We start from the raw sequence: 20,270 nt of genomic DNA, 5'->3' as shown, positions 1-20,270 counted from the left end.
AAATAGTGATTAAAACCTTTTCAATTCCTGATAAAGACGTTGAACCGGAAGCCCCATGACATTGTAAAAACTTCCGTCGATACGCTCTACGCCCACATAACCAATCCATTCCTGGATACCATACGCCCCCGCTTTGTCGAAGGGTTTGTAGTGGTCTACATAATAGATAATCTCTTCGTCTGAAAGGGAAGCAAAATAGACGGTCGACGTAACCGCGAATGCCTTTTGTTTCTCTTGTGTCGTCAGGCAAACACCTGTAATGACCTTGTGTGCATGGCCACTCAGCGATTGAAGCATCCGTATGGCGTCTTCCCTATCTTTCGGTTTTCCTATCACTTCTCCCCGATTCCACACGATGGTATCAGCCGTAATCAGCAGCGTGCAGGCACTCATCTCCTTCGTATAGGCTTCCGCTTTTTGCTTGGCCAAGAAAACGGGTATCTCTTCTGCCGGGAGCGAAGCCGGATAATGTTCTTCCAATCCAGGGATGACCCGCACTTCAAACGCTACATCTAAACCCGCCAGCAATTCCTTCCGCCGAGGCGAATTAGATGCTAATATAATATGATAATCCTTTACCTTCATTTCCTTTCAATTTGGGTTCAAATTTAAAGAAAATCTCCGAGAAAACCTCCGATTTGGATTCATTGCTGAACCAAAAATTTTTTTCAAAAAAATGGCATCTGCAATTAGTTTATACACAATAATAGTCACTTTCTCGTAAGTATCTAACTTACAAGTACCTACTTGTGGTATCAAAATAGGCTTATTAATTTTGCAGCGAAAAGGAAACAAAGATTCTTTTAGTAAGTAACATTATAAAAACAACAAGCAATGAAAAAGGTATTATTTATTTTGTTCAATCTTTTAGCAATTACAGTGATGGCACAAGAAAAAGGACGTTTCGAGGTACACGACCTCGGCAATTTTAAATTGCATGTGTATTACACCCACGATGCGTTGGGCGATGCAAGTTACATCATCGAAGGTAAAGAGGCGCTCGTCACCATGGAGCAGCCGTTGTTCAAAGACAATGTAGCGGAGTTTGATTCTTATCTTTCTAAGTTGGACAAACCCGTAGAGAAACGCATCACAGACTATCATGTAGGCGGTACAGGAAACCATGAAGTGGTAATGGCGGAAGGTATGCCTGCATTTACTAAAGGCGAAGTGTATGGCGGTATGATGCAAGGTTTTGCACAGGCTTTCGGTGATGCCTTGACTGAAATGCCTACAGACAACGCCACGGAAGTAAAATTCGGCACGACGCAGACTTGGGCTGGCGTCTCGTTTGAGTTCCGTCGCGGGGCTACTTCCGACTTTCCTGGCGCAAGTATCCTAATCGGCGGCAAGGCTTATTACACGCACTGGGCTCCGGCCAAGGCGCATGTCAGCCACTTGCAAGTATCTTCTCCGGCCGCTATAGACGCAGAGATTATAGAAGCCAAGAACTCATTGGATTCGGGAGCGGAACTATTCCTCGGCGGACATGGCGGTGCGGCGAAACGAGATGCCGTAGAATTCAAAATCGCTTACTTGAAAAAGATGAAAGAGGTCCTGAAAAACAACCAAACAGCACAGGACTTTAGCCACGCCATGAAGGAAGCCTATCCCGGTTTGCCTGGAGAAGCCGGATTGGAAGAGCTGGGCAAAGCGCTTTATAAATAAGAGGCAAGCCAAAGAAAAAGCTTCAGACGACCTCCGGTTTAATAGACAAGAGGAGGGGTTGACAAGTAGACAAGGAATTAAAAAAACCGAGTCGGCTTGCCGGCCTCTCCTCTCGTTTGTTTGTCTGCCTAAGCCAAAAGATGGATATCCCCGATGAAAACTTATTTCCTTGCCTGATTATTCTCCACGTATCGTCGATATTTGTGTATCTTTAGCCTAAAGATATAGAAATATCGACGATATTTGTACAAACATCGACGATACGTAAAGAATTCCCCGTTACTTTCCCCACTTTTCTCGGCGTATTCGGAAGTTTTCCTTCCTTGTTTCGCTGTTTCTCGCGGAAGGAAAGTGTCAAAAAATTGGACAGTGGTGTCAAAAAATTTGACACTTTTCCAAGAGTTAAGAAGTGTTATCTATTTAACAAACAACTATTTATCTTGTTTGGCACGATATTTGCTTATTTTTAGGTAGAAAAAAATAACGACAAGATGAAACATATTATTCTAACAACAGTATTTTCGGTCGGCCTGTTTGCTTCTATCGAGGTACAGGCACAAGAAGAGAAGGTTTGGACGCTCGACGATTGTATGCGTTATGCCGTCGAGAACGCCCCTTCGGTTAAGAAACAAATCCATACGGCTAATACGTACAAGGCGGAACGGGATGCGGCGATTGCCTCCTTCTTCCCGTCGGTAAACACGAGCATCGGCACATCGAACAGCTACGGACGTTCGATTGACCCGGCCACGAATACCTATAATAATGTATCGACGTTTAACAACGACTACGGGATTTCGTTTAGCATTCCTGTCTTCACAGGTGGACAATTGATCAATCAATGGCTGATGGCGAAATCGAACCGCCGCATGGGCTTGAACGATGTGCAGAAGGCGAAAGACGACCTCGCCCTCCAAACCATGGAATATTACATGAATACGGTCTATTACTTAGGGACAATCCGTATGGCCGAAGAGAAATTGGCCGAAAGCCGGTTAACTCTTCGCCAAACCCAACGCCAAGCGGAGCTGGGATTGAAGAGCCAAGCGGACGTGGCCGAGTTTGAAGCGCAAGTAGCTACGGATGATTATAACCTGACGCACCAACAGAACCTCTACAACACCGCGATGGTACAACTCAAAGAGTCGATGAATTACCCGGCTGATAGCGCGTTGCAGGTCGATACCGTCGTACCCGACCTCCAGATTCTCCCGGAAGTAGAAAACGTATCCGAGATATTCGACTACGCCAGTACAAACAACCCGACCGCCCTCCAAGCGGATTTCCAATTGAATGAAGCAAAATACCAATACCGCATCTATAAGGGCGCGTTACTTCCGACGATTTCCTTCTCGGCAGGTGTGTCGACCAACTATTATAAGTCCTTAACAGGCGATGCCGAGGCGCTTCCTTTTGGCGAACAATTCAAGAACAACCGGAGTGAATACTTCCAATTTACGTTGAGCTTTCCATTGTTCGATGGTTTAGGCAAGATTACCAACCTTCGCCGGGGTCGTAACAATATGCGGATTGCCCAAGAGACCAAAACGGAAGTCCTTCGCCAACTCCGCACAGCCGTCGAACAAGCGGTGTTAGACAGACGGGGTTATGCGAAAGAGACCATTCAAATGCAAAAGAAGGTCAAGTCGGATGCATTGGCGTATCAAGTCACGAGCCGGAAGTATGAAGAGGGATTGATGAGCCCGATAGACGTGCGCACCAGCTCGGCCACCTTGCTTACCTCCCGTGCCGATTTGCTTCAGAAGAAACTCATGTATATCATCAAGTGCAAACAGGTAGATTATTATAAAGGGAAACCGCTCTATTAAATAAAAGGATTAAGAAAGAACAAATTTGTAAACATAAAAAAGATATAAAGTCATGGATATTCAGTTAGAAAAGAAAAAAGGCATTCAGAAGAAACATATTCCGTATATCATTGGCGGTGCGGTGTTTCTCGTGATTTTGGTAAGCGTTATCTTTGGTAATCATGCTTCGACTTTGAAAGTAGAAGAAAGGGGATTAAGCATTGGCGAAGCGAAGAAAGAGATGTTCAATGACTTTGTCCGCGTAGATGGACAAGTACAACCGATAACCGTCGTGCAACTGAGTCCGGAAGAGGGCGGTATCGTACAAGAAAAGGTAGTGGAAGAGGGTGCGCAGGTGAAGCAGGGCGATGTGATTGTCCGCCTCTCCAACTCGAACCTCGACCTTGAAATCTTGAACGCCGAAGCGGAATTGGCCGAGAAGCAGAACCTTCTCCGCAATACGCAGGTGACCATGGAACAAGACAAGCTCCAGAACGAAACGGAACGGGCGCAATATGCCATGGATATGTCGCGTGCCCAACGCAAGTATGAGCAGTACGCCCAGCTCTACAAGGAAGAGTTGGTAGCCAAAGAGGAATACTTACAAGCCAAAGAGGACTATGAACTGGCAAAGAGGAAGTTCGACTTGGTCGTCCAGCGGTTGGTGCAGGATTCGCTCTCGCGCGGCATCCAGATGGAGGAAATGGAATTCAGCTTGGCGAACATGCGGAAGAACATCCAGCTTATCCATCAGCGCAAAGAGAACTTGAATGTCCGCTCGAAGATTGACGGCGAACTGGGTCTCTTGGATGTGGTATTAGGGCAGAACATCACCTCCGGGCAGATGATTGGGCAGGTGAACGACCTCTCCGACTATAAGATCGAAGCGATGATAGACGAGCATTACATCGACCGCGTGAAACCAGGTTTGTCGGCTTCGTTCGACCGCCAAGGACAGCAGTTCGCCCTGAAGGTACGCAAGGTATATCCGGAAGTACGCGAAGGGAAGTTCCGCACGGATTTTGTCTTCACGGGCGAGCGGCCAGACAACATCCGCACCGGCCAGACCTACTACATCAACTTGGAATTGGGCCAGCCGACCGAGAGCATCATCATCCCGAAGGGCACCTTCTTCCAGAGCACGGGTGGCAACTGGGTATTCGTACTCGATGCGGACGGCAAGAAGGCTTACCGTCGTCAGATTAAGATTGGACGCCAGAATCCACAATACTACGAGATACTGGACGGCCTGCAACCGGGCGAAAAGGTGATTGTCTCCAGCTATGAGGCTTATAAGGATAACGAAGTGTTGGTGCTGGAATAAAGGAATCAACCCGCGAACAGCCTAAAGGCGGAATAGGCGAGATGCTCGTGCAGCTCTGCACGAGACTTTCGTGCAACGTATGGCGAGACCTTCGTGCAGCTCTGCACGAGAGTATCGCCCAAGAATAAGGAATCATTAAAATTAGTCATAACTCATAATATAGTATACAAAATGAATATCATTTCGAATTGGAAGACTTACCTGAAGTTCCTCAGCCGGAACAAGGGATATACAGCGATTGACCTCTTTGGGCTCTCGGTCTCGCTGATGTTTGTGTTGTTTATCGCCGTCTATACGTGGCAAGAGCTATCGACGGACAAGTTTCAGGAAAAGGGAGACCGCATCTATCTGGTGGGGAACGAAAGCCAACCGGTTATGGGCGCGGCTATCCCCTATATGATGAAAGAGCGTTACCCGGAGATTGAGAAAGTGTGCCCGATGGTGCTTGGGCAATGGTCGGGAACGCCGATTGAATCGAACGGGGTGAATCTGAACGCGAGCCTGATGTTTGCCGACTCCACTTTCTTCGACCTATTCTCTTTCCGCCTCCTGCAAGGCGACCCGAAGAACGCGCTGGTAGCGACTTCGAGCGCGGTCGTGTCTGAATCGTTCGCCCGCAAAATGTTCGGGACGGACGACGTAATGGGGCGCAATTTCGCTATCGACACGTTGCACTTCACCGTCAGCGGCGTGGTCGAGGATTTCAAGCACACGGCTTTCCCGGAAACCGACATCATCCTCACGTGGCGCATGATTAAACCCTTCAACCCAACCTTAGCCCCAGACCAGACCGGAAATGCCGGCGGGACAACCTGCGCCGTCTTGGTACACGAAGGCATGGACTTCAAGCAACGGGCCGACGATATGAAGGAATGGTTCTCGACCTTCTTCTGGCCCTACGAGCGCAAAATCTGGAAAGAGGTACACATGGAAACGCTATCCGACTATTATTTCTCCGGGTGGGGAGGCAACTGGCCCTTGCAGAACGGCGACCGCCGCTTTGTGATGGTGTTGATGTCTGTCGGCATCCTGATACTTATCTTTGCGGTACTGAATTATATTAACCTCACCGTCGCGCAGGCAGGCTTTCGGGCGAAGGAGATGGCGACGCGGCGGCTGTTAGGCTCTACGCGGATGGAACTCTTCTGGCGATTGATGTCCGAATCCGTGATGATGTGCCTCTTGGCATTGGGGATAGCCCTGATGTTCGCCTTTGCCTTAGAACCCTTCGCCAACGACCTCTTGCAGACGAAGCTCGACCTCACGATACTCTTCTCGCCCCTTTGGTTAGCTGCCATCCTGCTGTTTGTATTCATCGTAGGAGGCATAGCCGGATGGTTGCCTGCGACGGTCATCTCGAATGCCAAACCGATTGAGGTGGTACGCGGAACCTTACGTGTCAAGACGAAGATGGTGTTCAGCAAAGTGTTCATCACGTTCCAAAACTTCATTACCATCGTCATGCTCGCCTGCTCGTTAGTGATGATATTGCAAATTACGCACATGCTTCATGCACCGGTAGGCTACGAAACAAAGGGACGTTACTACATTTACCTCCATGCTTTATCGAACTCCCAACAACAGACCTTTAAAGACAAGCTGCTTGCCCTTAGCGGAGTCCGTGCTGTGGGACGTTCGCAAGGCCTCCCGCTCTTGGGTAGCAACAACTGGACAACCTATTACGACGACGGAGGCATCAAACGTAATATTTCCTTCCAGCAATACCCGATGGACAAGGAATGTTTCGACCTGTTAGGGCTGCAAATGATACAGGACAATCACCTGGCCAACCCGGAATGGTACCTGAACGAAGAAGCCTTGCGGCAGATGAACCTCCCGCAAGATGCGCAATCGTTCAGCCTTGTCCGTCGCGACGCAGGTGCCCTTTCCTTCTCGATAGCCGGCGTCATCTCTGACTTCCGCGAAGGAAATATCACCGCCCGCATTGCCCCGGTGATGTTCCGTTTCCTGAAGCCAGACGAAGAGGCATGGGTGTTCCTGGTGGATATTCAAGGGGATGCCTACGATACGGTCAACCAAATCAAGAAAGTGTACAGCGACCTGACCGGCGGCCTGGAATTGATGGGCAATTTCTACGACCAAGAGTTGCAAGACAGCTTCCAATCCCAAATCCGCTTGGCGAAGATTGTGGGCGTGTTCACCTTCGTGGCCATCCTTATCTCGCTGCTCGGGCTGTTGGCGATGTCTACCTACTTCATCCAGCAACGCTCGTTGGAAGTAGCGGTGCGGAAGGTGTTCGGTTCGGATAACAAGCAAATCCTTACCAAGCTGGTGAAGACATTCCTGATGTATGTAGTGTTCGCCTTTATCTTGGCGGTACCCGTTGCTTATTATTTCATGAGCGACTGGCTGGCGGATTACAGTTACCGCATCTCGCTGAACCCGCTCATCTTCATTGCTGCCGGGTTGTTCTGTTTGCTCATCTCATTCCTCACCGTATTCTATCAAAGCTGGAAAGCGGCGAACATGAACCCCATCGAGAGTTTCAGGAATAAGAACCAGTAAAACATGCTCACCCGCTTGCGGGTCGGCTCTTCGACGGACGTAAAAAGGTTCGCCCGCTTGCGGGTCGGCTCTCCGACGGGCGTCAAAAGGCTCGCCCGCTTGCGGGTCGGCTCTCCGACGGGCGTCAAAAGGCTCGCCCGCTTGCGGGTCGGCTCTTCGACGGGCGTCAAAATGCTCACCCGCTTGCGGGTCGGCTCTTCGACGGACGTCAAAATGCTCGCCCGCTTGCGGGTAAGCCTTTATAAATGGGAAATAAATGATAAAATAAATAGGATATGAACGTAATTTCGAATTGGAAGACTTACCTGAAGTTCCTCAGCCGGAACAAGGGATATACGGCGATTGACCTCTTTGGACTCTCCGTATCGTTGATGTTTGTACTGCTCATCGGTGTCTACACCTGGCAGGAGTTCTCTACTGACCGGTTCCACGCGAACCGGGATAGGATTTATATTGTAGGAACCTACATGGCAGAGAACGGGTATGGCATGGCTTCGCGCCTGGAGGCCCGCTACCCGGAAATCGAGAAGACGTGCCGCGTCATTGACGTAGGGTACGGCTCGCAGCTGGGCGTCAGGGGCGACAACCGCAGCGTGAATGCCAACCTGATGTGCGCGGACTCTACCTTCTTCGATTTCTTCTCGTTCCGTTTGTTGCAAGGAGACCCGAAGCAGGTATTGGTCTCTTCGTCGAATGCCGTGGTGAGCCAAGGCTTCGCCCGCAAACTGTATGGGACGGAAGATGTGATTGGCCGCTCGTTGGCGGTAGATACCTTCCGTTACGTAATTAGCGGTGTAATAGAAGACCTCCACACGACCTCCCTCCCGAAAGCGGATGTTATCCTTTCTATCAAAGAGGCGCCCAACTACAATTGGAGCTTATCGGATGGAAACGGATTGGCGAATATGGCAGGAGCGGTCACGTTTGTCTTAACGCATAAAGATACTGATTTCCGCCAACGCGCCGACGATGTGTTGGCTTGGTACAAGACCTTCTTCTGGCCCTACGAACGGGGAACCGCCAAAGACATGCGCATCGAGAAGCTGACCGACTTCTACTTCTCCGGATGGTACAGCAACATGCTCCATGGCGGCGACAAACGATTCGTGCTTATTTTGATGTCGGTCGGCATCGTGATATTGCTCTTCGCCATCCTGAATTACATTAACCTGACCGTCGCGCAAGCAGGCTTTCGGGCGAAAGAGATGGCGACACGGCGATTGCTCGGCTCCAGCCGTTCGGAACTGTTCTGGCGGTTGATGTCCGAATCCGTCCTGATGTGCTTGATGGCCATGGCGTTGGCTATCTTCTTCTCCTTCTATGCCAAACCGTTTGTAGACGATTTGCTGCAGACGCGGTTGGATTTAGGCTTGCTCTTCTCCCCGCTGACCTTGGGCGTGATTCTTTTGTTCATCGCCCTGTTGGGATGCCTCTCTGGATGGCTTCCGGCCACGGTGATTTCGAAGGTACAGCCGATAGATGTCGTGCGTGGTACGTTCCGGGCTAAAACGAAGATGACGTATAGCAAAGTCTTTATCACGTTCCAGAACTTCATTACCATCGTCATGCTGACTTGTTCATTGGTCATGATACTTCAGATAAACCACCTGATAAAAGCGCCGTTAGGATATAACACCAAGAACCTCTACGTAGCCGAGTTGAGATTGTCGAACCAAAGCAACGCACAAACATTTGTCAACCAAGTGAGCGCGTTGGGCGGCGTCTCGCGGGTAGGAAAGGCAATGCAAGTCCCCTTCTATAGCCATTTCAACAACACCACGGTGTATGAAGACGGTGGCGTCCAGCATAACATCAGTTTCCAGATGTACCACATGGACCGCACCACCTTCGATATATTAGGGCTCCAGATGAAGCAAGATAACCACCTGGCCGACCCGAAATATTACCTGAACGAAGCAGCCATGCGCGAGATGAACCTCCCGATGGATGCGCCCCATGTGAATATCGGAGGCGAGAACGTCTCCATCGCCGGCGTCATCTCGGATTTCCATGAAGGGAATGTCCTGTCGAAAGTCTCTCCTGTCATGCTCCATTTCATGAAACCAGACGATTACGTCAGCGTGGCTTTGGTAGAAATTCAAGGGAACCCATACGAGACGGTAAAAGAAATCGAAAAGATATACAGCAACCTGACCGGCGGACTGCTCTTGCAAGGCAAGTTCTTGGACGACCGCGTGCAAGACAGCTTCCAATCCCAAATCCGGTTGGCGAAGATTGTGGGCGTGTTCACCTTCGTGGCCATCCTCATCTCGTTGTTAGGATTATTGGCGATGTCTACTTACTTCATCCAGCAACGCTCGTTGGAAGTAGCGGTGCGGAAGGTGTTCGGCTCGGATAACAAGCAAATCCTCACCAAGCTGGTGAAGACGTTCCTGATGTATGTGGTGTTCGCCTTCCTCTTTGCCGTTCCGGTAGCTTATTACTTCATGAGCGACTGGCTCGCGGATTACAGCTACCGCATCTCGCTGAACCCGCTCATCTTCATTGCTGCCGGACTGTTCTGCCTCCTGATTTCGTTCCTCACCGTATTCTATCAAAGCTGGAAGGCGGCGAATGCGAATCCGATTGAGAGCTTCCGGAAATCGAACCAATAGGGAGGAAAACATTTGTTTCCCGTTATCCTTTCTGCACATATCGTCGATGTTTGTATAAATATCGACGATATGTGTATATCTTTAGCCTAAAGATAAAGAAATATCGACGATACGTGCAGAAAGGATAACAGGGAAAGGAAGTTTTCACGCCGTCGAAACAAAGAATCGGAGGCGTATTTCAGACATTTTTAAGGCGAAACCTTTTTTACTCTAAGAATTATTCCTAAATTTGCACGCTAAACGTACAAGTTGATTGGATGAAAAAGATTGTATTATTTTGGATGATGAGTGCGGCTGTCTTGTTCGCCCTTCCCTCGTGCGGAGAGTACAACAAGGTATTAAAAAGCACAGACTATGAACTGAAGTATTCGTATGCGAAGAAATATTTCAACGCAAAGCAATACTCTAAGTCGGCGACGTTGTTGGATGAATTGGTTCCAATCTTTAAAGGTACGGCCTACGCGGAAGAATCCCTTTACTTGCTTGCCCAAAGTTATTATGGACAAGAGGATTACCAAACAGCATCCCAGTATTTCGAGAATTATTACAAAACGTACCCGAAAGGGGAATACACGGAGCTTTCCCGCTATTATTCGGGCTATGGGCTTTACTTGGATTCGCCCGACCCAAAGCTGGATCAGACGCAGACCTACAAAGCCATCGAGCAATTGCAGCTCTACCTCGATTATTATCCGCAAAGCGAACGGGCGCCCGAAGCGCAACGTATCCTCTTTGAATTGCAAGAGAAACTGGCACTGAAGGAATTGCTCGCCACGAAGCTCTACTTCAACTTGGGTACTTACCTGGGTAATAATTACCTTTCGGCCGTGATTACGGCAGAAAACGCACTGAAGAATTATCCCTATTCCAAATACCGCGAAGAGTTCATGATTATTATCCTCCGTTCGAAATACGAAACGGCGCGGGTGAGCGTGGACGAAAAGTTGCAAGGGCGTTATCGCGACGTGGTAGACGAATACTACAACTACACGAACGAATATCCTGAAGGCCAATACCTGAAGGAAGCCCAAAAGTATTTTGAATATGCAAACAAACGAATCACAGATACGTATTAAATCGAATTATTAAATAATAAAGAAAGTATGGATTACAGAAAGACAAACGCACCGTCCAATACGGTAACACGCGATTTGATGAAACTCTGCGCCGATACAGGCAATATCTACGAAACGGTAGCGATTATCGCCAAACGTGCGAACCAGATTAGCGTCGAGATGAAGCAAGACCTGGAAAAGAAATTGCAAGAATTTGCTTCGTATAACGATAACTTGGAAGAAGTGTTCGAGAATCGTGAACAGATTGAAATCTCTCGTTATTATGAAAAGTTGCCGAAGCCAACCCTCATTGCTGCAAAAGAATACGAAGATGGGAAGGTTTACTTCCGCAATCCGGCGAAAGAAAAGAATAACTTCAACAATTAAATAAGATATTTTAGGAACGTGGAGGCACGGAGACACAGAATTTCATTCTTCTTGTCTTTGTGCCTTTGCTTTTAATACCTGCATGCGATATGATACAAAGAATACAAACCGTATACCTATTGGTTATTGCCATTTTAATGATTGTCACCCTGTTCTCTCCATTAGCCACATTGGTTATCGGAGGACAAGTATGTACATTTGACGCCACAGGCCTTTCAACTACTTTGACCGAAAAACCGGAGCTGCTCTTCCCTACGTGGGGATTGTTTGTCCTTTCGGGAGTTATCGCCTTGATTGCCATGGTGACGATTTTCCTTTACCGGAAGCGCATCTTGCAGATACGGTTGAGCGTCTTCAACGGATTGCTGATGTTGGGGTTCTATGGCTTGTTCATTTATTATATGAGCACGATAGGCGCAGGGGGCGAGCAGATGAACTATTCACTCAAGATTGCGCTTGGGCTTCCGCTCGTTTGCTTGATATTGGATTATTTGGCTATCCGTAATATTGGCGCCGACGAAATATTGGTCCGCTCGCTCGACCGGTTGCGTTAATCCCTATCCTCTATGTATTTCAGGGACATCATTGGCCAAGAGAAGATAAAGCGACATCTGATTGAATCCGCCCGGACAGGAGTTGTGCCCCATGCGCAACTCTTTACCGAGAGAGGCGGAACAGGTTCGTTTGCCCTCGCCTTGGCTTATGCCCGATACCTGAACTGCACCCAGAGAAGCGAGACGGATGCATGTGGCCATTGCCCTTCGTGCCTGAAATACGATGCTTTGGCGCATCCCGACCTCCATTTCGTCTTTCCGATTGTCGCCAAAAAAGAGCGGAAGAAGGAGATTTGCGACGATTACCTGCCGGAATGGCGTGCGTTTCTCCACGAACATACCTATTTCGGATTGGACGAATGGCTCGATACGATTGATGCCGGTAACTCGCAGGCGCTCATCTATTCCAAAGAAAGCGACGAGATTGTGCATAAACTCAGCCTCAAGATATACGAAGCCGAATACCGTGTCTTGTTGGTCTGGATGCCGGAGAAACTCCACCCGACATGTGCCAACAAACTCCTCAAAGTAATTGAAGAGCCGCCCGCCAAGACCGTCATCTTGATGGTATCCGAAACGCCAGACATCATATTGGGAACCATCCAATCACGTGCCCAACGGCTGAACATTCCCGCCATTCTACCCGAAGACATGGCACACGCGCTTGAAGCCCGCTTTGGCCTCATGCCCGAAGATGCCAAATACGTAGCCCATCTGGCCAATGGCAATTTCCTGAAAGCGATTGAAGCGATTAGCGTCAACGAGGAAACGCAGTTTTTCCTGGAACAATTCAAACAAATCATGCGTAACTCGTGGGCACGAAACGTCAAGGCAATGAAGGAACAAGCCGACCTGCTCGCCTCCATCGGACGGGAAAAGCAAAAGAATTTCCTCGCCTACTGCCAACGGCTTATCCGCGAGAACTTTGTCTATCGCTTCCAAGCCCCCGAACTTAACTACATGAACCGAGATGAAGCTACCTTCGCCATCCGCTTCTCTCCTTTCGTCAACGAGCGTAACGTGTTCGAACTGATGGAAGAGCTGGACAAGGCCGAGCAACATATCTCCCAAAACGTCAACCCCAAAATGGTTTTCTTCGACTTAGCTTTGCAGATAACCGTCCTGATTAAACGATAAGCTGCCCAACCCGCGGCAGAGATCATGCCTAACGTTAGGCAAGGGTCGCGCCAGGGCTAGGCAAAAGTTAAGCCAGAAAGCTAACGTGATGCATCGGCCGGATAGACAACCCCCAACTGACGGCGTACCTCGTCGAGTATTTCCATCGTTATCAATGAATTCGCATGGCTATTGATGGCCGATTCGCGCTTACCGGATTCTATCAAATCGAGGAATTCGGCTATTTCATAATAATATTCATCGTGCGGGGTGGGCACGGTAAGGTCGAATATGTCCGCCGCAGGTCCTTTTCCAGAAGCCGCTACCGGACGCGGATGCCACGTCACCCGCTTGATTTGATTGATTCGGTCCGCCATGAGGTTTCCCGCCTCACCTTCGATTTCCGTAGGAAGCGAAGAGTTCGCAATCTTCGAATAAAGCACCGTAGCCGTCATGCCTTCGTAAGCCAAATTCACGGCACCTTGTCCATCTACCCCACTGCTCAACAATACCCCTGAAGCCTGCACCGCCTGCGGACGGCCAAAAAGCACGACCATCGGATAAATCGTATAGACACCGATATCCATCATCGCCCCATTCGAATAGGCCGGGTTAAAAGCATTCAAGACAATGCCCTCCTTAAACTTATCATAACGCGAAGAGTATTGGCAATAGGCAGCAAAGTAACGCCGCACGACGCCCACCTTCGGCAATGCCTCCTGCAAGACCCGGAAATTAGGTGTCAACGTAGGCTTCATCGCTTCCATCAAGGCCACGCCACATTGCTTCGACACCTCAATCATCTCCCGCGCTTCCTGCGCATTCGACGCCAAAGGCTTTTCACACAATACATGCTTTCCATGCTTCATGCAAAGGATGCTTTGCGAAGCGTGCAGGAAGTTAGGCGAAGCAATATACACCGCATCGACCCACGGACTGGCCGCCATCTCTTCCAACGAAGTAAACGTATGCGGAATCTGATACTTCGCCGCAAATTCATCTGCCCGTTCTTGCGTACGAGAACAAACCGCCGAAAGCTCGAAACGTTCGTCTTCGCGCGCACCGGCTAAGACCCAATCGGTAATGAAATTCGTACCGACAACACCAAACCTTATCTTCATCTTTTTCAATGGATAATTGACAATTGACGATTGACAATGAGTGTTACAAGAACATTTTCATTGTCAATTATCAATTATCAATTGTCAATTACTAATTGCTTATTTACGGAATGGAGCCTTTACGACTTGCGCTTTCAAGTTGCGATTGCGCACTTGGATGTAAATCTCGGTCCCGACCTTCCAAAGCGGCGTTTGGACATAGCCCATACCAATACCTTTCTTCAATACCGGAGACATCGTACCCGACGTAACGATACCGATTTGATTCCCGTCCGCATCCACTATCGGATAACCATGACGAGGAATACCTTTATCTATCAATTCGAATGCACATAATTTACGGTTTACGCCCTCTTTCTTCTGGCGTTCCAATTCGGCACGGTTGGTAAAGTTCTTACCATCGACAAATTTCGTAATCCATCCTAAACCGGCTTCGATGGGCGAGGTCGTATCATCCAAGTCATTCCCATACAAGCAGAAGCCCATTTCCAAGCGAAGCGTATCGCGTGCTCCCAATCCTATCGGTTTGATACCTTCCGGTTGTCCGGCTTCAAAGATAGCGTTCCAAATGGTCATGGCATCACTCGGATAGAAATAAAGCTCGAAGCCGCCCGCACCCGTATAGCCCGTATTCGAGATGATGACGTGCTTGCATCCTGCAAATTCACCCGTTGTAAAGGCATAATAAGGAATAGAAGAGAGGTCGACCGGCGTGAGCTTCTGCAATACCTCTTGCGCTTTCGGTCCTTGGATGGCGAGCTGGGCGATGTTGTCTGATGCATTCTCCAACTCTGCTCCCATCGGATTATGGTTCACGCACCAATTCCAATCCTTTTCGATATTGGCAGCATTCACCACAAGCATATACTTCTCTGGCTCGTAATGGTACACAATCAAATCATCTACGATACCGCCCTGCTCGTTCGGGAAACACGTATATTGCGCTTTGCCCAACGGAAGGATGGAAGCGTCATTGGAAGTAATGGCCTGGATAAAATCCAACGCTTTCGGTCCTTTTACCCAGAATTCGCCCATGTGGGACACATCGAATACGCCCACACCGTTTACCACCGTCATATGTTCATCAATAATTCCAGAATATTCAATCGGCATGTTATAGCCGGCAAACTCGTGCATTTTTGCGCCCAATGCGATATGCACGTCTGTAAATGGAGTTGTTTTCATTCTTGCTTCACGATTTAGATTTCTATATTATATAATGTATATGTTTCATGCTTGGGCAGCCAGTTCGGCTATTTTCACGACGGTCTCCATCGCCTTTTCAAGCGAGGGGACAGGGATATATTCATAACGTCCGTGGAAATTATGCCCGCCGGTAAAGAGATTCGGGCAAGGCAAACCCATGAACGAAAGTCGCGCACCGTCCGTCCCGCCACGGATAGGCTGAATCTTCGGCACCACACCTATTTCTTTCATCGCCCGCGAGGCTAAATCTACAATATGTTGCTTCGGCTCTACAATCTCGCGCATATTATAATATTGGTCGCGCACCGTAAGGGTCGTACTGTTCGGATGCGCCTCGTTCATGCGAGCTACCCATTGCGCCAACAAAGCTTTCTTCTCTTCAAACAACGCACGTGAATGGTCGCGGATAATATAAGAAAGCGAAGCCTCCTCGACCGAACCGCTCATATCAATCAGATGGAAGAAACCTTCATAACCCTCTGTATGTTCCGGACGGGCTTCCGCTGGAAGCCACGAAGCAAACTCTATCGCCAGCAATGCGGCGTTCACCATCTTATCTTTGGCCGTACCCGGATGCACATTCAACCCCTTGAAAGAGACTTTGGCAGAAGCGGCATTGAAATTCTCGTATTCCAGTTCGCCTATCGCGCCGCCATCGACCGTATAGGCCCATTCGCATCCGAACTTCGCCACGTCGAAATGGTCCGCACCCTGGCCGATTTCCTCGTCGGGCGTGAAACCTACACGAATCTTCCCATGCTTTATTTCCGGATGCGTTTTCAAATATTCCATGGCAGAAATAATCGCCGCCACGCCCGCTTTATCGTCCGCACCTAAGAGTGTAGTTCCATCCGTCACGACCAAATCCTGTCCTATATAATCCGCCATTTCCGGGAACATCGTAGGCGAAAGACGGATACCTTCCGCCTCGTTCAGCACCACATCACCCCCTTCATACCGCACGACGCGCGCTTTCACGCCCTCGCCCTTCATATCGGGCGACGTATCCAAATGCGAAATAAAACCAATAGTCGGTATCTTTTCTTCCGTATTGGCCGGAAGCGAAGCCATCACATAAGCATGTTCATCGACGGAGACTTCCTCCAATCCCATCGCTTCCAACTCTTTCGCCAAAGCCTCGGCAAAGACACGTTGCCCCGGCGTACTGGGCGTCACACCCGACGTTTCGCTCGATTGCGTAGCAAACGTCACATATCCTAAAAACCTTTCTAATACTGTCATAATGTTAGATTTACCGATTCATACTCTATCTAAACAGCGATAAAATTAAGCAAAGGAAACGAGATACACAAACTATTCGAAAAAAATCGCTGCGAATTAACGCGAATTCGATACAAGCCGGTAAAAAGAACAGGCCTAAAAGAAAATCGGTTATACCCCGACCCAAAGTTACTTCATGCCTGGAATAAGTCTATCTTTAGGCTAAAGATATATATCTGCAGCTTAAAGATACGTATCTTCAACTTAAAGATATGTATCTTTAGCCTAAAGATAGAGAATTGATAAGGACTTTTCCAAGTTTTCCCCGTGAGCACGTTTTATTCTCGCCCCCCTTAAGAAAAAAACATAATCATTATTGACATTATACATACCACATTCTTTAGCAATTATAAACTTAAACAGGAATGGAAAAGCCTATCACACATAGCAGAAAATAAATTGCTTCAAAATTGTTTAATAAATTTTCTTTGCACATCAAGAATTATTTATACATTTGCAGCCTGGTTAGCCAAACGGACTAACCCTTTCAAACGAAAATACTAATTTTATTATCCAAATTTATAACAACACGATATGGTAAACACAGTAAAACCTATTGGCATGTTACTTCTACTGTCGGGGCTTCCGTTAGGACTTGCCTCAGCAGCTCCAGAGTTAACATTGGTTAAAATGGGGGGGGTAAATGCAACACAACAAGACTCCGCTTGTAAGGGTATCGTAAAAGATGAATTGGGCGACCCTATTATCGGTGCCTCTATCCAAGTAAAAGGAACTACCAACGGTACGATTACCGACATGGACGGTAACTATGCCATCACTAATGTAGAAAAGGGTGAAACGTTGGTAATCTCTTACATCGGCTATCAAACGCAAGAGGTCGTTTGGAATGGCCAGGACTTAATCATTTCCTTAAAGGAAGATTCTAAGCAATTGGAAGAAGTGGTCGTAGTCGGATACGGCGTGCAGAAGAAGGCGAACTTGACGGGTTCGGTCGTTTCGGTGGATTCAGAGAAATTGGAAACGCGCCCCGTGTCGAGCATCTCGGCCGCCATTGCCGGACAATTACCAGGTGTGACCGCCATCCAGAACTCAGGTGCACCAGGTAGTCAATCCAGTTCGCTGACGATTCGTGGTAAGAACTCTATCAATGCGGCTTCTCCGCTAGTGATTGTAGACGGTATTCCGGGCAGTATGGATACTATCGACCCGTCGGATATCGAATCGTTTACCGTATTGAAGGATGCCGCTTCGGCCGCTATCTACGGTGTGCAAGCCGCCAATGGTGTCATCTTGATTACGACGAAGCAGGGTAAAAAGGGAGACAAGGCTACGGTAAGCTATTCCGGAACGGTATCTTGGTCATCACCCGTGGCAAAGCGCGATTACGTCAATGCGTATGAATTTGCTACCTTATTTAATGAGGCGACCTATAATGAGAATCCGAATTCGCCTATGCCATTTAGCGAGGCAGATATCGAAGCTTATCGGACAGGCGCACTTCCCACGACGGATTGGTATGACGCTGCATTCAAAAAGACGGGCCTTGAGCAAATTCACAACCTCTCCATCCGGGGTGGTTCGGAAAAGACGGCCTACAGTGCCTCTGTCGGTTATACGAATCAAGATGGTTTGACAGACGCTATCAACTACAAGCGTTACAACGCCCGTATGAATGTCAATTCAGATATCAACAAATACATAAGTCTCGGATTGAATGCTTCCGGATATCGCGGCGTGCAAAAGGATAGTTACGTAGGATATACGACCGTATTCCAAGGCGTAACCCGTAATTACCCGACCGACCCGATTTACAACGAAGACGGTAGCTTCAATTACGAAGGAAAAGATAACCCGGTTGCCATCCAAGCGAATAACACAGGTTTTCAACGTACTACAGACCAAGAAGTCAACCTGACGGGTTATTTGACGGTAAACATTTTGCCGGAATTAAGCATCAAGGGAGTTTACTCGATCCGTAATTACCAGCGCAACCAAGATGGATTCAAAGCGCATTATACCTATGGCTCGGGAGATAACGTATATGATTCTGGCTTGCGCGAAGGATATGAGAAGTACTACAACCATAACTATTATACCGGACAAATCTTGATTAATTACAACAAGACGTTTGGCAAGCATACGATTGGTGGTTTGTTAGGTCTTGAATCCTACGAACATACTTACAAATATACAGAAGCTGAGCGCAAAGGCGGCGGTAATGATGAATTGCAGGAATCATTGAATACGTTGGATGCCTCTTCCCAGACGAACTTAGACGGAGGATACGAAATGGCTCGTATGTCTTTCTTCGGACGTATCCAATACGATTATGCCAGCAAGTACCTCTTCGAGTTCAACCTCCGAAGCGATGCCTCTTCCCGCTTCCCAAAAGATAACCGTTGGGGCGTATTCCCTGCCTTGTCTGCCGGCTGGCGTCTCTCGGAAGAAGCCTTCATTAAAGACAATGCCGATTGGTTGAGCAACCTGAAGATTCGTTTTGGTTGGGGTCGTACGGGTAATGAAGAGTTAAAGAGCGATGATATTTATCCCGCTATTGCCACGTATGCTTATAGCGATGCAGACCATTTGTTCATGTTCAACAATTCGCTCTATACAACCGCTTACGAAAGCCGTTATGTAAACAACAACTTGAAGTGGGCTACAGTCACAAACTACGAAGTAGGTGTAGAAGCCGGATTCTTGAACAATATGCTTGGATTCGAATTGGCAGCTTACAAGAAAAAGACCAACGACATGTTGCTCTACTTGCCGATCCAAGGTGTTATCGGTATGGAAGCGCCGGCACAGAACGCAGGTAGCGTAGAGAATAAAGGTTTTGACTTGAATATCTTCCACAACAATCGTATCAATAAAGATTGGAGCTATTCAATTGGTTTGAACGTTAGCTACGTGAAGAATGAAATCACCAACATGAGCGGCACGGAAGGCGCTAATCCGGATAACGACAAAATGTGGAACTTGGAAGGCTATCCAATCAATGCATACTACGGACTCGTAGCAGATGGATTCTTCGATACAGAAGAAGAATTGGCCAACAGCCCGAAACGTTTGGGTACGGAAAAATTGGGTGATATCAAATATAAGGATTTGAATGGCGATGGCAAGATTACATTGGATGCCGACCGCCAGGTAATCGGAAAGAACTTCCCGAGCTGGACAGGTGGTTTCAATTTCAGCGTAACTTATAAAGACTTCGATTTGTCTGGATTGTTCCAAGGCGCATTCGATGTAGATGGCTATTATACAGCGGAAGCTGCTTATGCGTTCTACAATGGAGCAACAGCATTAAAGAGACATTTGGATCGCTGGACACCGGATCATCACGATGCGACTTATCCGCGCATTACGCGTACAGACCAGACAAACTTCGTCACATCTTCTTTCTGGGTACAAGATGCGTCTTATGTCCGTCTGAAGAATTTGACCTTAGGTTATAGCATTCCGAAAACATTCTTGAACAAAATCAACGTTTCCTCTGCTAAAATATTCTTGACGGGTGAAAACTTACTGACCTTTACAGGTTTGGATGGTGGTCTTGACCCTGAAGAAGGCAACGAACGTGGATGGTCTTACGGAAACGTAAAGAAAGTATCTATCGGATTAAAAGTTTCATTCTAACACAAAACA

The 20,270-nt window shown here is 48.0% G+C and carries 15 protein-coding genes; 11 read left to right on the top strand and 4 right to left on the bottom strand.

Going from position 1 to position 20,270, the window contains the following annotated elements; all coding sequences use genetic code 11:
- Nucleotides 1-9: 9 nt before the first annotated feature.
- Nucleotides 10-585, bottom strand: a complete 576-nt coding sequence (locus tag B5F77_RS07310; RefSeq protein WP_087329483.1) for a Maf-like protein — start codon at nucleotides 583-585, stop codon at nucleotides 10-12.
- A gap of 249 nt (nucleotides 586-834) precedes the next feature.
- Between B5F77_RS07310 and B5F77_RS07305 the strand changes: the two genes are divergently transcribed.
- The 10 genes from B5F77_RS07305 (at nucleotide 835) to B5F77_RS07260 (ending at nucleotide 13,074) form a co-directional block, all read left to right on the top strand.
- The gene (locus B5F77_RS07305; RefSeq protein ID WP_087329481.1) at nucleotides 835-1,668 is read left to right on the top strand and encodes a hypothetical protein; all 834 of its coding nucleotides are present in this window, start codon (nucleotides 835-837) and stop codon (nucleotides 1,666-1,668) included.
- 491 nt (nucleotides 1,669-2,159) lie between these two features.
- A complete protein-coding gene (locus B5F77_RS07300) occupies nucleotides 2,160-3,497 on the top strand; it encodes a TolC family protein (protein ID WP_087329479.1) in 1,338 nt (445 codons plus the stop codon).
- A gap of 52 nt (nucleotides 3,498-3,549) precedes the next feature.
- Nucleotides 3,550-4,800: an HlyD family efflux transporter periplasmic adaptor subunit gene (locus B5F77_RS07295; protein ID WP_087329477.1), complete on the top strand. Its 1,251-nt coding sequence runs from the start codon at nucleotides 3,550-3,552 to the stop codon at nucleotides 4,798-4,800.
- A gap of 171 nt (nucleotides 4,801-4,971) precedes the next feature.
- Nucleotides 4,972-7,326 (top strand): ABC transporter permease, encoded by a 2,355-nt coding sequence (locus B5F77_RS07290; RefSeq protein ID WP_087329475.1) that lies wholly within the window; start codon nucleotides 4,972-4,974, stop codon nucleotides 7,324-7,326.
- A gap of 3 nt (nucleotides 7,327-7,329) precedes the next feature.
- Entirely contained in the window at nucleotides 7,330-7,605 is a 276-nt protein-coding gene (locus tag B5F77_RS15570) for a hypothetical protein (RefSeq protein ID WP_140392836.1), read from the top strand.
- Nucleotides 7,602-9,941 (top strand): ABC transporter permease, encoded by a 2,340-nt coding sequence (locus B5F77_RS07280; RefSeq protein WP_087329471.1) that lies wholly within the window; start codon nucleotides 7,602-7,604, stop codon nucleotides 9,939-9,941. The genes B5F77_RS15570 and B5F77_RS07280 overlap by 4 nt, the downstream gene beginning before the upstream one ends.
- 257 nt (nucleotides 9,942-10,198) lie before the next feature.
- On the top strand, nucleotides 10,199-11,017 hold the full coding sequence (bamD, locus tag B5F77_RS07275; RefSeq protein WP_087329469.1) for an outer membrane protein assembly factor BamD: 819 nt from the start codon (nucleotides 10,199-10,201) through the stop codon (nucleotides 11,015-11,017).
- A 27-nt stretch (nucleotides 11,018-11,044) separates the two neighbouring features.
- Nucleotides 11,045-11,383 (top strand): DNA-directed RNA polymerase subunit omega, encoded by a 339-nt coding sequence (locus B5F77_RS07270; RefSeq protein ID WP_087329467.1) that lies wholly within the window; start codon nucleotides 11,045-11,047, stop codon nucleotides 11,381-11,383.
- 89 nt (nucleotides 11,384-11,472) lie between these two features.
- Nucleotides 11,473-11,937, top strand: coding sequence for a DUF4293 domain-containing protein (locus B5F77_RS07265; RefSeq protein ID WP_087329465.1), 465 nt, complete (start codon nucleotides 11,473-11,475; stop codon nucleotides 11,935-11,937).
- Nucleotides 11,938-11,949: 12 nt separating this feature from the next.
- Nucleotides 11,950-13,074, top strand: a complete 1,125-nt coding sequence (locus B5F77_RS07260; RefSeq protein ID WP_087329463.1) for a DNA polymerase III subunit delta' — start codon at nucleotides 11,950-11,952, stop codon at nucleotides 13,072-13,074.
- An 80-nt stretch (nucleotides 13,075-13,154) separates the two neighbouring features.
- Here B5F77_RS07260 and B5F77_RS07255 read toward each other — a convergent pair whose 3' ends face one another.
- The 3 genes from B5F77_RS07255 to pepT all read right to left on the bottom strand — a co-directional run bounded on the left by B5F77_RS07255 (nucleotide 13,155) and on the right by pepT (nucleotide 16,622).
- The gene (locus B5F77_RS07255) at nucleotides 13,155-14,174 is read right to left on the bottom strand and encodes a Gfo/Idh/MocA family oxidoreductase (RefSeq protein ID WP_087329461.1); all 1,020 of its coding nucleotides are present in this window, start codon (nucleotides 14,172-14,174) and stop codon (nucleotides 13,155-13,157) included.
- A gap of 99 nt (nucleotides 14,175-14,273) precedes the next feature.
- The gene (gene gcvT, locus B5F77_RS07250; RefSeq protein ID WP_087329459.1) at nucleotides 14,274-15,359 is read right to left on the bottom strand and encodes a glycine cleavage system aminomethyltransferase GcvT; all 1,086 of its coding nucleotides are present in this window, start codon (nucleotides 15,357-15,359) and stop codon (nucleotides 14,274-14,276) included.
- 45 nt (nucleotides 15,360-15,404) lie between these two features.
- Nucleotides 15,405-16,622, bottom strand: coding sequence for a peptidase T (pepT, locus tag B5F77_RS07245; RefSeq protein ID WP_087329457.1), 1,218 nt, complete (start codon nucleotides 16,620-16,622; stop codon nucleotides 15,405-15,407).
- Nucleotides 16,623-17,291: 669 nt separating this feature from the next.
- Between pepT and B5F77_RS07240 the strand changes: the two genes are divergently transcribed.
- A complete protein-coding gene (locus B5F77_RS07240) occupies nucleotides 17,292-20,261 on the top strand; it encodes a TonB-dependent receptor (protein ID WP_239445774.1) in 2,970 nt (989 codons plus the stop codon).
- Nucleotides 20,262-20,270 lie beyond the last annotated feature (9 nt).

The sequence above is a fragment of the Parabacteroides sp. An277 genome, from assembly GCF_002159645.1.
Classification (GTDB): domain Bacteria; phylum Bacteroidota; class Bacteroidia; order Bacteroidales; family Tannerellaceae; genus Parabacteroides.
The sequence above is the reverse complement of the archived record's forward strand: the minus strand, read 5'-3'. Positions and strand labels throughout refer to the sequence as shown.